At 52.8% G+C, this 13,976-nt stretch carries 13 protein-coding genes; 7 read left to right on the top strand and 6 right to left on the bottom strand.

From position 1 onward, the window contains the following. Positions 1–60 precede the first annotated feature (60 nt). The gene (locus tag SD961_RS10120; RefSeq protein WP_318790242.1) at positions 61–1,452 is read right to left on the bottom strand and encodes a 6-phospho-beta-glucosidase; all 1,392 of its coding nucleotides are present in this window, start codon (positions 1,450–1,452) and stop codon (positions 61–63) included. A 27-nt stretch (positions 1,453–1,479) separates the two neighbouring features. Beyond that, a complete protein-coding gene (bglF, locus tag SD961_RS10115; RefSeq protein WP_318790241.1) occupies positions 1,480–3,360 on the bottom strand; it encodes a PTS beta-glucoside transporter subunit IIABC in 1,881 nt (626 codons plus the stop codon). Between the two features lie 338 nt (positions 3,361–3,698). On the opposite strand from bglF, the gene zntB reads away from it, so the two are divergent. From zntB to dbpA, 3 genes are all read left to right on the top strand, one after another. Continuing rightward, positions 3,699–4,682, top strand: coding sequence for a zinc transporter ZntB (zntB, locus tag SD961_RS10110; RefSeq protein WP_318790240.1), 984 nt, complete (start codon positions 3,699–3,701; stop codon positions 4,680–4,682). 632 nt (positions 4,683–5,314) lie between these two features. After that, positions 5,315–6,208, top strand: a complete 894-nt coding sequence (gene ttcA, locus SD961_RS10105; protein ID WP_318790239.1) for a tRNA 2-thiocytidine(32) synthetase TtcA — start codon at positions 5,315–5,317, stop codon at positions 6,206–6,208. A 126-nt stretch (positions 6,209–6,334) separates the two neighbouring features. Further along, a complete protein-coding gene (gene dbpA, locus SD961_RS10100; protein WP_318790238.1) occupies positions 6,335–7,714 on the top strand; it encodes an ATP-dependent RNA helicase DbpA in 1,380 nt (459 codons plus the stop codon). A gap of 58 nt (positions 7,715–7,772) precedes the next feature. Here dbpA and SD961_RS10095 read toward each other — a convergent pair whose 3' ends face one another. Further along, a complete protein-coding gene (locus tag SD961_RS10095) occupies positions 7,773–8,060 on the bottom strand; it encodes a putative quinol monooxygenase (protein WP_318790237.1) in 288 nt (95 codons plus the stop codon). Beyond that, complete coding sequence (locus tag SD961_RS10090; protein WP_318790236.1) at positions 8,050–8,214, bottom strand: hypothetical protein; 165 nt, start codon at positions 8,212–8,214, stop codon at positions 8,050–8,052. Before SD961_RS10090 ends, SD961_RS10095 begins: the two co-directional genes overlap by 11 nt. A gap of 346 nt (positions 8,215–8,560) precedes the next feature. Here SD961_RS10090 and SD961_RS10085 point away from each other — a divergent pair, with 346 nt between their 5' ends. Further along, positions 8,561–8,836, top strand: coding sequence for a DUF333 domain-containing protein (locus SD961_RS10085; RefSeq protein ID WP_318790235.1), 276 nt, complete (start codon positions 8,561–8,563; stop codon positions 8,834–8,836). A gap of 39 nt (positions 8,837–8,875) precedes the next feature. On the opposite strand, the gene SD961_RS10080 is transcribed toward SD961_RS10085, so the two are convergent. Continuing rightward, on the bottom strand, positions 8,876–9,868 hold the full coding sequence (locus SD961_RS10080) for a 2-hydroxyacid dehydrogenase (RefSeq protein WP_318790234.1): 993 nt from the start codon (positions 9,866–9,868) through the stop codon (positions 8,876–8,878). A 185-nt stretch (positions 9,869–10,053) separates the two neighbouring features. Between SD961_RS10080 and SD961_RS10075 the strand changes: the two genes are divergently transcribed. From SD961_RS10075 to SD961_RS10065, 3 genes are read left to right on the top strand one after another with little or no spacing between them, the layout of a single operon-like run. Further along, positions 10,054–12,693 (top strand): YdbH family protein, encoded by a 2,640-nt coding sequence (locus tag SD961_RS10075; RefSeq protein ID WP_318790233.1) that lies wholly within the window; start codon positions 10,054–10,056, stop codon positions 12,691–12,693. Beyond that, positions 12,680–12,868, top strand: a complete 189-nt coding sequence (locus SD961_RS10070; protein ID WP_041692015.1) for a YnbE family lipoprotein — start codon at positions 12,680–12,682, stop codon at positions 12,866–12,868. Before SD961_RS10075 ends, SD961_RS10070 begins: the two co-directional genes overlap by 14 nt. Positions 12,869–12,878: 10 nt before the next feature. Then, a complete protein-coding gene (locus SD961_RS10065) occupies positions 12,879–13,202 on the top strand; it encodes a YdbL family protein (RefSeq protein WP_318790232.1) in 324 nt (107 codons plus the stop codon). Positions 13,203–13,241: 39 nt separating this feature from the next. On the opposite strand, the gene SD961_RS10060 is transcribed toward SD961_RS10065, so the two are convergent. Next, positions 13,242–13,847, bottom strand: coding sequence for an FMN-dependent NADH-azoreductase (locus tag SD961_RS10060; protein ID WP_318790231.1), 606 nt, complete (start codon positions 13,845–13,847; stop codon positions 13,242–13,244). Positions 13,848–13,976: the final 129 nt, after the last annotated feature.

Below are 13,976 nucleotides of genomic sequence, written 5' to 3'. Positions count from 1 at the left end.
AGGTTATTTTCTGAATAATCAGGACAGGGAAAGGAAATTAATATTCCCTGTCCTGGAGGGCTATTTTAAAGATGCGCCCTGGGATTTAATTACGTCCTGATACCAGAAAAAACTTTTTTTACGTGTTCGGGCTAATGTCCCCTGGCCCTCATCATTGCGGTCAACGTAAATAAAGCCATAGCGCTTGCTGAACTCAGCTCTGGATGCGCTGACAAGGTCAATTGGCCCCCAGCTGGTATAACCTAATACCTCAACGCCATCGGCAATGGCCTCACCGACCTGCACCAGATGATCGTTAAGGTAGGCAATACGATAGTCGTCATTAATGCTGCCATCGGCTTCTACGCGATCCCGGGCGCCCAACCCATTTTCTACAATGAAAAGCGGTTTTTGATAGCGGTCATAAAGCTCGTTCATCAATAAACGCAATCCCTGTGGATCTATCTGCCAGCCCCATTCTGAGCTGGGGAGATACGGATTGGGCACCATATCAAGAATATTTCCGCGCTTAACATCCTGGTCTTTGTCGGCCGTTACGCAGCCGGTCATGTAATAACTGAAAGAGATGAAATCAATCGGCGCGCGCAGGTCATGCTTATCCTGCTCCTCTATAGCCAGCTCAATACCATTCTCGCTAAAAAAACGCTGCATATAAGCCGGATAATATCCCCGAACCTGTACGTCGCCAAAAAAGAGCCACTCCCGGTTCTTTTGCAACGTTTCGATCATGTCTGCGGGTTTACAACTGAGTGGATAGAGCAAGCCTCCCAGTAACATATTGCCGATTTTCCCATCAGGAACAATCTGGTGACAGGCTTTGGTTGCCCTGGCACCAGCCACCAACTGGTGGTGAATAGCCTGATAAATCGTCTGTTTGTTACTGTTTTCAGGCAGCCCCACGCCGGTAAAAGGCGCATGCAACGACATATTGATTTCATTGAAGGTCAGCCAGTATTTCACCTTATCTTTGTAGCGTTCTAAGACCGTGCGGGCGTAATGTTCAAAAAAACCGATAGTTTTACGACTCCCCCAGCCTCCATAGTTTTTTACCAGACCATAGGGCATCTCGTAATGTGAAAGGGTGACCATGGGCATAATGTTATATTTCTTCATCTCATCGAACAGTCGATCGTAAAAAGCCAGGCCCGCTTCACAAGGTAAGGTCTCATCACCCTGAGGGAAAATACGGGTCCAGGCTATGGAGGTGCGTAATACGGTAAAGCCCATCTCAGCAAAAAGTCTGATGTCTTCGGGGTAGCGATGATAAAAATCGATCGCCATATCTTTAATATTAAAATCTCCAGGTTTACGCTCTACGCGCTGGCCAAAAATACCCTGAGGCTGGAGATCGGAAGTGGAAATCCCTTTGCCATCCTCCTGCCAGGCGCCTTCAACCTGGTTGGCAGCAATGGCCCCGCCCCATAAGAATGTATCTGGAAAACGTGGTGTCATGATTCTCTCCTTGTCAGGACAAATGAATTAAACAACCAGGGTCAGTAAGGAAACATTTTCCTGCACATCTCTCTGCTGGTTGCTGGATAAAACTTCCTGATAATCATCGCTGTTGCTGATTATCACAGGTGTGGTCAGGTTATAACCTGCCTGGATCAGGGCTTCCAGATCAAACTCAATCAGAAGATCGCCACGGCGAATTTGTTGCCCCTGTTTAATATGGGAGATGAAATGTTTACCGTTCAGCTGGACGGTATCCAGGCCAATGTGGATTAAAATTTCCGCTCCGTTATCGGCTATTAAGCCAACGGCATGCCCCGTTTTAAACAGCGAGGCAACGCTACCGTCAACTGGTGATATCACACGTCCCCGTACAGGGATGATGCCAATGCCCTTGCCCAAAAGGCCACTGGCGAAGGTTTCATCAGCAACTTCTTCAAGCGGAATGACCCGGCCTGCCATAGGGCTGTATATAGTCAAGGTGGTCAGCAAGGGACTTTGGGATTTCTTACTGTTGGGCAAGGGTGAAGGACTTTTCGCCGGTATAGTCTCTTTCATACCAAAGAAGTATGTGGCCATTGCCGGGAAGCTGAGCGCCAGCAGCGAGCCGACAGCGGCAGCGATGACGGTGCCGTCAATGCCGCTGTTGGGCACGCTCTGGAACAGAGTAAATACACTGGCGAGGCCAAAAGAGTAGACGTTTGTTTGATAAAATCCGATAAGCCCAGCGCCCAGCGCGCCACCGATACAGCCAAAAATAAACGGACGACTGCGGGGCAGGGTAATACCATAAACGGCGGGTTCAGTAATGCCAAACAGACTGGCGCTGAAGGCAGAGGCCGCCATTCCCTTTAATTTCACGTCACGAGTACGCAGCATCACACCCAGCGTGGCGCCAGCCTGGCCCAGCACGGCGGCCAGTAGCAGCGGCAGCATTGAATCTTGACCATAGACACTCAGGTTATTGATCATCAGTGGCACCAGCCCCCAGTGCAGACCAAAGATAACAAAGACCTGCCAGAATCCCCCGACGAACAGGCCAGCAAACAAGGGGCTTAATCCATAAACCCACCGATAGCCGTTTGCAAGCAAATGACTGAGCGAGGTCGCAACCGGCCCAATCAACAAGAAACTAAGCGGCACCACGACTGCAAGGCAAATGAGAGGAGTGGTAAAGTTGCGGATCGCGTCGGGGAGACGCGGGCTAAGAATACGTTCAATAAAACAGGAGACCCAGGCAGCAAGAATGATCGGAATAACGGAAGATGCGTAATTGATCATAATTACCGGGATGCCAAAGAAATATAAGGAAGCCTGCCTCGCCTGTTCCTGGCTAAACGCTTCAAGCATCACAGGGTGAACAAGCGCAGCACCGATAGCCATACAGACAAAAGGGTTACCGCCAAATTTTTTTCCAGAACAGTAACCCAACACCACGGGCAGAAAATAGAACAACGCGTCGCTGGCTACGAACAGCAATTTATAACTACCGCTTTGCTCCTGCAGGAGACGAAGCGCGAGCGCCAGAGCCAGTAGCCCTTTCAGCACCCCGGAAGCGGCCATTACGCCAAGAAAAGGGGTAAAAATGCCTGAGACGATATCTATGAAACGGGCAAACAGCGTCTGTTTTTCCTGAGGCTCATCTGAACGCTCGACTTCCTCTAATCCACCTGCGCTTAAGAGTGCCTTGTATACCTCCCCAACCTGGTTGCCAATAACCACCTGATATTGACCGCCGCTCTCTACCACGGCGATGATATCGCTATTCTGATTCAGTGCCTGGGTATCGGCCTTTGAGGTTGATTTGAGCTTAAAACGCAGGCGGGTAGCACAATGCACCAGCGACTGAATATTTTCTCTGCCGCCGACTCCCTGAAGAATTGATTGAGCAACTGATTGATAATTCATTACTTATACTCCATGTAATCCGTAATAGTTTTATTGCTGGCTGGATCAGAACCAAAAAAAAACCTAAACCGCTTCTTTCTGCCCTCTGGAGGGTGGAAAAAGCGGTTTAGGTTTTGCCTGTTAAACAGTCACAATCCTGATTTGCTGACAAAATACTTCACTATTTTCTGGAAAATGACAAGGAAGAGCCAAAACAGGATAACGGAATCGTGAACTTGATCTTGTTTCAGTCATACCCTGTCAGGGTTTGTAACCGTTCTGAGTAAGAAGGTAGTATTGCATCATAGTGGCAGCAGGCTAGACTGTATCACATTGATTATACTGAACGCGGAGCAGGTGTGGACGTTATTGCAGGCAAAGCTTTACACATTTCAGACGCCATTATTTCCTGCCAGCTGGATGGGAAGGGCGGCTTAATTCCTATTGATGACAAAGATGTCATTAATTGCGATCGACCCTGCTGGCTGCATCTCAACTACACCCATCGTGAAAGTGCAGACTGGCTGACCAGCACGCCGCTGCTACCCGATTCAGTGCGCGATGCGCTGGGCGGCGACAGCATGCGCCCCCGCGTCAGCCGTCTGGGCGATGGCACCATGATTACGCTGCGCAGTGTCAATCTGAATAGCGAGTCGCGCCCCGATCAGCTGGTGGTGATCCGGGTTTTCATTAACGACAAACTGATAGTCTCTACGCGCCAGCGTAAAGTGTTTGCGATTGATGAAGTGCTGACGGATCTGCAAAACGGCAACGGGCCGGTTAACGGCGGAAGCTGGCTGGTGGAGGTCTGTGACGCCCTTAACGACCATACCAGTGAATTTATTGAAGAGCTGCACGACAAAATTATCGATCTGGAAGATGCCGTGGTGGATCAGCAGGTGCCGCCGCGCGGCGAACTCGCTCTGATCCGTAAACAGCTTATTATCATGCGTCGTTACATGGCGCCACAGCGGGATGTCTTTTCGCGGATAGCCAGCGAGCGGCTGCCGTGGATGAGCGATGATGATCGCCGCCGTATGCAGGACGTGGCAGACCGGTTGGGCAGAGGGCTTGATGACCTGGATGCCAGCGTGGCGAGAACCGCAGTGCTGGCTGATGAAATCAGCACGGTAATGGCTGAGGCGATGAACCGCCGGACCTATACCATGTCGCTTTTGGCGATGGTTTTTCTGCCCACCACCTTTCTCACCGGGTTGTTTGGCGTGAACCTGGGCGGCATCCCTGGCGGAAACTGGCGGTATGGCTTTGGTACATTCTGCTTTCTGCTCGTCGCGCTGGTGCTTGGTGTTGCATGGTGGTTAAGGCGACGTAAATGGTTGTGAGCAAAGCAAGAAAGAGTAAAAAAACCTTTCCTGAAACTGACCAAAATCAATATTTCCAGGGCCGTAATGCGGGAAACTCTTTTCCGCAGGTGAATGCAACGTCAAGCGATGGGCGTTGCGCTCCACATTGTCTTACTTCCTTTTTTTGAATTACTGCATAGCACATTTGATTCGTAACAGCCGGGGTTTCCCGGCTTTTTTTTGTCCATTTGCCAGCGATGGCTCAGGTGCCTATGCTTTAGATTCATGCTTTATCTGAGGAGGAAGAGATGTTAACTGCCAATATAATGGATATCACGCGGGCTTCTGACCCCATCCCCACCGATCCGCTTCCGATTCCAGATCCGATTCCTACGCCGCAGCCGATGCCCGATCCACCGCCTGGCGATCCGGATCCGATTCTCGACCCGCCGCCTCATATGTAGTCGTTATCTTACGGTGGTGTTAACACCCTGACGGCCAAAAAGGGGATACGTCCCCTTTATTCCTCCCATCACTGCCAGCATTGCCTTACTCCCTTCAGGCTGGCCGCCAGCGCCGGACATTTCAACCTGTCGTAAAAACCCGTATACTCCCCGGCAATACAGGGTTAAACAAGCCATCTACATCACCTGGCGGTACGAGAAGTAGCTATGAATCAGACAGATACAAGAAAAGAATCGCTTGAATACAATAAACTGCAGAAACGTCTGCGGAGAAATGTCGGCAACGCCATCATCGACTACAACATGATAGAAGAGAATGATGTGGTGATGGCCTGCATGAGCGGTGGCAAAGACTCCTTCGCTATGCTCGATATTCTGCTGAATCTGAAGAAGGTTGCTCCGATCCATTTCGATGTGGTTGCCGTAAACCTTGATCAGAAGCAGCCAGGCTTCCCTGAGCACATTCTTCCTGACTATTTTGAACGTCTGAATATTCCTTACTACATCGTGGATAAAGACACCTATTCGGTGGTGAAAGAGAAGATCCCCGAGGGGAAAACTACTTGTGGCCTCTGCTCAAGGCTGCGCCGTGGAACGCTCTACTCCTTTGCTGAACGTATTGGTGCCACCAAAATTGCGCTGGGCCATCACCTGGACGATATTGTGGAAACGCTGTTTCTGAATATTTTCCACGGTGCGCGCATGAAAGCGATGCCGCCGAAACTGCGCTCTGACGATGGCCGCAATGTGGTGATACGTCCGTTGACCTATTGTCGCGAAAAAGATCTGATCGCCTATGCGGAACATAAAGCCTTCCCTATAATTCCCTGCAATCTTTGCGGCTCCCAGGAGAATCTGCAGCGTCAGGCAATCAAAGCGATGCTGAGCGAATGGGACAAAAAAGAGCCGGGCCGCGTGGAAAGCGTGTTTAAATCCATTCAGAACGTCAGCCCCAGCCAGCTTGCGGACCGCAACCTGTTCGATTTCGTTAACCTGCCGCTGGAGAGAGAAGGTGAGCGGGAAGAGTATGCCTTTACGGAAGCTACGGTCTCTTCCAGCAATATCGATAAAGCCCTGTATATCGACGTAACCAATCTTTAGCCCTGTCTCACCGGCTGGCATTGGGCCATGCCGGTGTTCCCGTTAATTGCCCGGCAGTAACGGGGAACCATGGTTTCTGCTACACTCAGCGCCATTCCGCCCGCCGGTTTTATCAGAGAGTAATTTGTGACTGCTTTTTCAACCCTGACATCGCTGCCAGCCAGCCAGATCGACAATCTCAACGAGCTGGGCTACCACACCATGACCCCAATCCAGGCTGCTTCTTTGCCCGCCATTTTGGAAGGGAAAGACGTTCGCGCCCAGGCGAAGACCGGCAGCGGCAAAACCGCAGCATTCGGTCTTGGCGTGCTGCACCGCATTGATGTCAGCCAGTTTGTCACGCAGTCGCTGGTGCTTTGTCCGACGCGTGAGCTGGCCGATCAGGTAGCAAAAGAGCTGCGTCGTCTGGCGCGCTTCACCGCGAATATTAAAATTTTAACCTTGTGTGGGGGTCAGCCTGTGGGTGCTCAGCGTGACTCGCTGGTGCATGCGCCGCATATTGTGGTGGGGACTCCTGGTCGTATTCTTGATCATCTGAAACGTGAAACGTTGCAGTTGGGTCAGATTACCACTCTGGTGTTGGATGAAGCGGATCGGATGCTGGAAATGGGCTTCCGCGAAGATATCGATGCGATTATTCGTCATTGCCCGCCGTCACGCCAGACGCTGTTGTTCTCTGCAACCTGGCCGCAGGATATTGCGCAAATCAGCCAGTCGGTGCAACGTGACCCTGTCACCGTTGAAACCGATGTGGTCTCCGATCTTCCCGCCATTGAACAGCGCTTTTATGAAGCGGGTCCGCGTGAAAAGCTGACGGCGCTTATCGGCTTGCTCAGCGATCGTAAACCGACTTCATGCGTGGTGTTCTGCAATACCCGGCGGGAGTGCGATGACGTTGCTTATGCTCTGGAAAAAGAGAATATCAGCGCGCTGGCGCTGCATGGCGATTTAGAGCAGCGTGACCGCGATCAGGTGCTTATCCGCTTCGCTAACGGCAGCTGTCGCGTATTGGTGGCAACTGATGTTGCTGCACGTGGTCTTGATATTAAAGCGCTGGCGATGGTGGTGAATTACCAGCTCTCGTTTGATCCGGAAGTGCATGTGCATCGTATTGGGCGTACTGCCCGCGCGGGAGCGGAAGGGATCGCCATCAGTCTGGTTGCACCCGACGAGATGAGCCGTGCCCATGCGCTGGAAGATTATCTGCAGAAGAAGCTGAGCTGGCACAGCGTCACGGAGCTGAAGTCTGTGGCTTCGCAGCCGCTGCTGGCGGAAATGGTCACCCTGAGCCTGGACGGCGGTAAAAAAGCCAAAATCCGCCCGGGAGATATTCTCGGTGCATTGACTGGTGAAGCGGGATTAAGCAGTGAAATGATCGGTAAGATTGATATCGCACCCACTCAGGCTTACGTGGCTATCCGCCAGGAGAGCGCCCGTCAGGTGATGAAGCAGCTGCAGCAGGTCAAAATCAAAGGGAAATCGTGCCGCGCACGGTTAGTGAAATAACCCCAGCGATAGCAGAAAAAGAAAAGGCCAGCTAGTCTGGCCTTTTTTATCAGAACACTCAGATTTTATGGACTTCCGGCGCTCTGGCCAGCAGAGGTTCTGCATCAGCCATCAGCGTCTGGAAATGCGGCTGACCGCCATGGATCTCAACCGCTTCGGCATTGCGCCAGGTTTCGTGAAACAGAAAGACATTACCATCCTCCACGCTGCGGTAGAGGTCATAATGCAGGCAGCCCGCTTCCTCACGGGCAGGCTTCACGCCGTGGTTCAGCACTTTCTTTAACTCATCAGCCTTACCGGGCCTGGCGGTAAACTTCGCCACAATAAGAATCGTTTTATCGCTCATCGACTTCTCCCTCTCGTTTCTGCATATCCAGGCCGAAGATCGGCCCTGTAACCGGGCAGGATAGCGTCAGCGTCAGACCGTCCGGGCTGTAAGCGCCAGAACGAGCCTTTCGTTGCACCTCACTTATGGCATCATGCCATAAACGCCAGATCACTTCAGGTAGTCTCTTCTCTCAGAGGGATAAAAATGGCGCGAATAAGATAACCCTGCCTCTCGCAGCAGGGAAAAAATATCATGGACATCCATAGTACGTGACAACGTCACAGCCACATGACTGATAACCCGTTATGTGTGGCTGAGTAGCGCAAGGTAAGCAGAACGACTTAACTTTATGAAAGAGAGGTGTTTTACTGACTACTTTTCGCAGAGAAAAAAATGAGACGGCAGGCTATTGCTATTTTTGGGCTTTTTAATTTGGTAAATATTCGTGACAGCTCTCGACCCGCCTTAGTTCGTAGCCTATGCTGGCTTTCTGCATAATTACCGTTCCCGGAGAAGAGATGAAAGCAGCGACCTTTCTGCTTGTGGGTTGTGCGCTGTTGCTGTCCGCCTGCAGCAGCAGTGAAACCGACAACGAACCGCCGCAACAGGCAACCAGCGCCCACGTGCCGCCGCGTGTTGTGATGTCAGATTTAGCCGCCAGCACTTGCGCCAGTGCGGGGGGAACGTTAGCGCTGTCCCGCCAGCTGGATGGCAGTGCAGTGGGCATGTGTCAGTTAGCCAATGGCCGTCGCTGTGGTGAAAGCGCACTGGCTGGCGGTACCTGCGCCCGATAAACCGGCCGGCAGAAGAATAACCGGCCAGCATTCTGCAAATTATGCAGTCAGTTCGTTCTGGCAGGGTTGTCCGGTTGTTAATTGTTTAAGATTTTCCAGCGTCGTTTCAGCAATGCTGGTCAGTGCTTCCGCCGTCAGGAAAGCCTGATGCCCGGTAAACAGCACGTTGTGGCAGGCTGAAAGGCGACGGAAAACATCATCCTGAATCACATCGTTCGATTTATCTTCAAAGAAGAGATCCCGCTCGTTTTCGTAGACATCCATTCCCAGTGAGCCAATTTTTTGCAGCTTTAGCGCGTCAATTGCCGCCTGGGAATCTATCAGGGCGCCCCGGCTGGTATTAATAATCATCACGCCATCTTTCATCTGTTCGAACGCGGCCATATTTAACAAATGGTGGTTTTCCGGCGTGAGCGGGCAGTGCAAAGAGATCACATCGGACTCTCTGAACAGGGTATGAATATCGACATATTCAGCGCCCAGTTCCAGCGCGGCGGGGTTAGGATAAGGATCAAATGCCAGCAGGCGCATGCCAAACCCCTTGAGGATACGCAGCGTGGCAAGACCAATTTTTCCGGTTCCTACCACGCCAGCGGTGCGGCCATGCATATTAAACCCAATTAATCCTTCCAGAGAGAAGTTGGCGTCACGGGTACGCTGATAAGCACGATGAATGCGACGGTTAAGGGTCATCATCATGCCCACGGTATGCTCTGCCACGGCCTCAGGCGAATAGGCTGGCACGCGAACCACTTTGATGCCCAGCTCTTTAGCAGCCACAAGATCGACATTATTGAAGCCAGCGCAGCGCAGGGCGATAAATTTTATCCCCAGTTCGGCCAGCTCTTCCAGCACTACCCGGCTGGCGTCATCGTTAACAAAAATGCAGATGCCGTCGCAGTTCACGGCGTTTTTCGCCGTGCGTTCGGTCAGCAGAAAGTCGAAGAACTCCAGTTCAAAACCATACTGCTCATTGACCTGCTCAAGGTATTTCCGGTCATACTGTTTGGTACTGTATACCGCAAGTTTCATGTTCTCTCTCCTGTGACCCTAAGGGAATGCTACTTCCATCATAGTAACAATAATTCTTAACAAGCGGCGACTTGCTGGCTGTCGCCGCGCAGATTTGCGCATAATCATGATTATCGGTTAAAAACTTCTCCACCGGGGGATTCCATGCCATCATTTCATTCTATGCTCTTCACGGATGGAACAGAATGTTGACTGGCCTCTCACGTGGCTGGAGAGTCGTCACTGCGATAATAGCAATCGTGGTGCTGTCGCTCGCCGCTTTGCTGCTGACTGTGCCTCACTGGCTGCCCCGGCTGGTTGGGTTGTGGTTGCCTGCCAACACCTCTCTGGTGATGACGGGGAGTCCGCAATGGCAATCGGGTAAACTGACGCTGCCGGACCTGCGGTACCTTGTGGCAGAGTGCGATCTGGCCGACATACACGATCTCTCATTAGGGCGTAAAGCGGGTCGTTGGGCGCTACAGGCTGGCAGCGTGGCCATTGAGAGCAGCTGTGCCAGCAAGCTCCCGGCCAGCGAACAGCCTGGTACGCCGCGCACCCTGGCCGACTGGCAGGCAATGCTGCCCGCTGCGGATATTGCCATCACTCATCTTACTATTTCCCCCTGGCAAAGCTGGGCTGGTGCGCTCGATCTGAGCACCGATAATCAGCAACAAACGCTTCACTATCGCAGCCAGAATCTGGTGCTGGACGCGCAGCTTAATGGTCAGACGCTGGCGCTGAACAGGCTAACCCTTAACCTGCCGGGTGTTCCTGACCCTGTTAATATTGCCGGGACGTTACGCTTACCCACTGTTCCCAACGCGTTACCTGATAGCGGTAAACTGAACGGGAAAATGACCCTGCAGGGTGTTCCTGCACCTTTGAACGTTAACCTGGAGTGGCAACAGCAAACGGGAGAACTGGTTATCCATCAGCAGGGGGATGAGACGCCGCTGGTCAGCCTGCCGTGGCAGATCTCTGAGCAACAGATCCTGATCCAGCAGGGCCAGTGGCGCTGGCCCTATGCGTCCCAGCCTCTCTCCGGCGGCGTTACCCTGGCTCTGAAAAACTGGCAGCATGGCATCCCGGCAGCAGAGATAACCGGGCGACTGAACGTACTCACACAGGGCCGTGGGGGAAAAGGAAACGTTGTGCTTTCACTGGGTCCGGGCCATCTTGACTGGCAGAAGAGCCAGCTACCCTTTCGTCTGACCGGTGAGAGCAAACTCGCTTTACTGCAATTTTATGCCGGTCTGCCCGGCGAGCTGCAAGGCCCGCTGCTGGACCCGGTAGTGCAACTCAAGCCTGGCGCGTTGCTGCGGCTGCGTGGTCGCCTGCTCTCCACGCTGGAGGTCGATGAAGCCCGCTGGCCGCTGGCGGGGGTGACGCTCTCTTCGGCGGGAATTACTGGCCGTCTGCAGGCAATCCTGACGGCTCACGATCCGCAGTGGGGCCGTTTCAGACTGCATCTGGATGGTCGCGCTACTGATTTCTGGCCCGATAAAGGCAAATGGGGCTGGCGCTACTGGGGCGAGGGGTATATGGCGCCGCTTGCGGCCAAATGGGATGTTAATGGCCGGGGCCGTTGGGAAGGGCCGCTGATTGAGCTTTCATCTCTTTCAACAGGCTTTGACCAGATAAGTTACGGCAGCGTTAACGTCCGGGCGCCACGGCTGAGTCTGGCAGAGCCGGTCCACTGGCAACGCGAGAGCGAAAAACCGGAGTTTGCGGGCAAATTCCGGCTGGATGCGCAGCAAACCACCTTCAGCAACGGCGGTTTTTTACCGCCCGCCACCCTCAGCCTTAACCTGAAAGGGCGCGATCCTGCCGCGTTTCTTTATAGCGGCACGCTTCAGGCTCAGGAGATTGGCCCGGTGCGTCTGCAGGGACGTTGGGATGGGGTGCGCCTGCGTGGTCAGGGCTGGTGGCCGGAACAGTCGCTTAGCGTTTTCCAGCCGCTGCTGAGTGATGACCTCAAAATGAAAATTCAGGGTGGCAAGCTCAAAGCGCAGGTCGCCTTTTCCGCCGCCGCCGATCAGGGATTCGAAGCTGGCGGGCACTGGGTGGTCAGTGAGGGCAGCGTGTGGATGCCGGACAATGAAATTAACGGTATTGATTTCTCGCTGCCGTTCCGGCTCCGGGCGCACCAGTGGTATTTCGGCGCAAAAGGGCCGGTTTCGCTGCGTATCAAAGAGGTGAAGAATCAGTTTGCGCTAAAGGATATCACTGCTGATCTACAGGGCTGGTATCCATGGAACGCCAGAGAGCCACTGCGGCTCAGCAACGTCTCCGTCGATGTGCTGGGTGGGCAACTCAGTATGGAGAGTCTGCAAATGCCCCAGAGAGAAGCGGCGACATTGCGTCTGCACAATATCAGCATGAGTGAGCTGGTGACGGCGGTGAAACCCAAACAGATCGCGATGTCCGGGCATATCAACGGCGCGATGCCGCTGTGGCTGACCAATTCACGCTGGCTGATTAAAGATGGCTGGATCGCCAATAACGGGCCGCTTACCGTCCGGCTGGATAAAGATTTTGCGGATGCCATCGCCAGTAACAACATTGCCGCCGGTGCTGCGATGGACTGGCTGCGATATATGGAGATCTCTCGCAGCTGGGCGACGATAGATATTGATAATCTTGGGGCGATGACCATGAAGGCGCAGGTCAACGGCACCAGCCGCTTCAGTGATAAAAACCAGCGCGTGTCGCTGAATTACACGCAGCAGGAAAACCTTTTTCAGCTCTGGCGCAGCCTGCGCTTTGGCGATAATTTGCAATCCTGGGTGGAACAAAATGCCACGCTGCCGACGCAAAAGGAAACGACTGATGAAACGCATTAGCCTGCTGATGCCTGCTGGCATATTGCTGCTGAGCGGCTGTGTACCGCGTATTGAAGTAGCGGCGCCGAAAGAGCCGATCACCATCAATATGAACGTGAAGATTGAACATGAGATCCATATCAAAGTTGATAAGGATGTCGAGGCGCTGTTAAAGAACCAGAGCGGTCTGTTCTGAGGAGCTCAGCATGAAATTAAAAAGCCTCCTGCTGGCGCTGCTGTTACTCTCTCCGGCAGCACTGGCACTGACCCTGGATGAGGCGCGTGGTCAGGGTCGGGTAGGTGAAACGCTAACGGGCTATATAGCGCCGCTGAAGCAGGACCAGGAGACGCTGGAGCTGGTAGAGCGCATTAATCAGGGGCGTAAGCAGCAGTATCAGACGCTGGCACAGCGAAATAATATGACCACTGCGGCGGTCGCCAGGATAGCAGGGCAAAAGCTGGTTGAACGCGCAGCGGCCGGGGAATATGTGCGGGGCATTAACGGGCAGTGGTTGCAAAAAGGGCAATAAAAAAGCAGCCCTCTGGGCTGCTTCTCTGAAAAGTTAGCGTTAAGCTGCAACGATCTGCTTCAGAACGTCTTTTGCATCATTAGCTGCTTTGGTCGCCACTTCCGGACCGTAAGCAATGCCTTCAGCGAAGACAAAATGCACGTCGGACATACCCAGGAAGCCCAGGAACAGCTTCAGGTATGGGGTCAGCAGATCGCTTGGGGTATCTTTATGGATGCCGCCACGGCTGGAGATCACCACAACTTTCTTACCGGTGATCAGGCCTTCAGGGCCGTTTTCACTGTAACGGAAGGTCACGCCAGCACGGGCAACCAGGTCAAAGTAGTTTTTCAACTGGGTTGGGATATTGAAATTGTACATCGGCGCCGTCATAACAATGGTGTCATGAGCCTGAAGTTCTGCAATCAGCTCGTTGGAGAGATCCAGCGCTTCCTGCTGACGAGGAGTGAGTGTGGCATCTGAAGGACGCAGCGCGCCAACCAACTCGCCATCCAGAACCGGGATTGGGTTTGCAGCCAGGTCACGTACGGTAATTTCATCGCTGCCGTGCGCCGCTTTCCACTCTTCAATAAAGTGGTCGGCCAGCTGATTTGACTGAGAATAACCGGCAAGAATACTGGATTTCAGAACTAAAACTTTGCTCATGTTAATTTCCTGTTTGGGATGCGAAAGGTGTTCCGCTCAATGCTTTACACTCTAGGGATAATTGATTCCCAGTGATAGTGCAATATTCTGAGGCCTATGTTCGAAATTACTGAACAAGCTTACCCGTGC

The organism is Erwinia sp. MMLR14_017, assembly GCF_033657285.1.
Taxonomy (GTDB): Bacteria; Pseudomonadota; Gammaproteobacteria; order Enterobacterales; family Enterobacteriaceae; genus Erwinia.
Note: the sequence above shows the minus strand (reverse complement) of the source record. Positions and strands in the feature narration are given on the sequence as shown.

Coding starts and splice junctions, on each gene's coding strand:
- SD961_RS10065 (WP_318790232.1), top strand. CDS start 12,879: ATGAAATTAAAAAGCCTCCTGCTGGCGCTGCTGTTACTCTCTCCGGCA.
- SD961_RS10080 (WP_318790234.1), bottom strand. CDS start 9,868: ATGAAACTTGCGGTATACAGTACCAAACAGTATGACCGGAAATACCTT.
- SD961_RS10070 (WP_041692015.1), top strand. CDS start 12,680: ATGAAACGCATTAGCCTGCTGATGCCTGCTGGCATATTGCTGCTGAGC.
- bglF (WP_318790241.1), bottom strand. CDS start 3,360: ATGAATTATCAATCAGTTGCTCAATCAATTCTTCAGGGAGTCGGCGGC.
- ttcA (WP_318790239.1), top strand. CDS start 5,315: ATGAATCAGACAGATACAAGAAAAGAATCGCTTGAATACAATAAACTG.
- SD961_RS10085 (WP_318790235.1), top strand. CDS start 8,561: ATGAAAGCAGCGACCTTTCTGCTTGTGGGTTGTGCGCTGTTGCTGTCC.
- SD961_RS10060 (WP_318790231.1), bottom strand. CDS start 13,847: ATGAGCAAAGTTTTAGTTCTGAAATCCAGTATTCTTGCCGGTTATTCT.
- SD961_RS10075 (WP_318790233.1), top strand. CDS start 10,054: ATGTTGACTGGCCTCTCACGTGGCTGGAGAGTCGTCACTGCGATAATA.
- SD961_RS10095 (WP_318790237.1), bottom strand. CDS start 8,060: ATGAGCGATAAAACGATTCTTATTGTGGCGAAGTTTACCGCCAGGCCC.
- SD961_RS10120 (WP_318790242.1), bottom strand. CDS start 1,452: ATGACACCACGTTTTCCAGATACATTCTTATGGGGCGGGGCCATTGCT.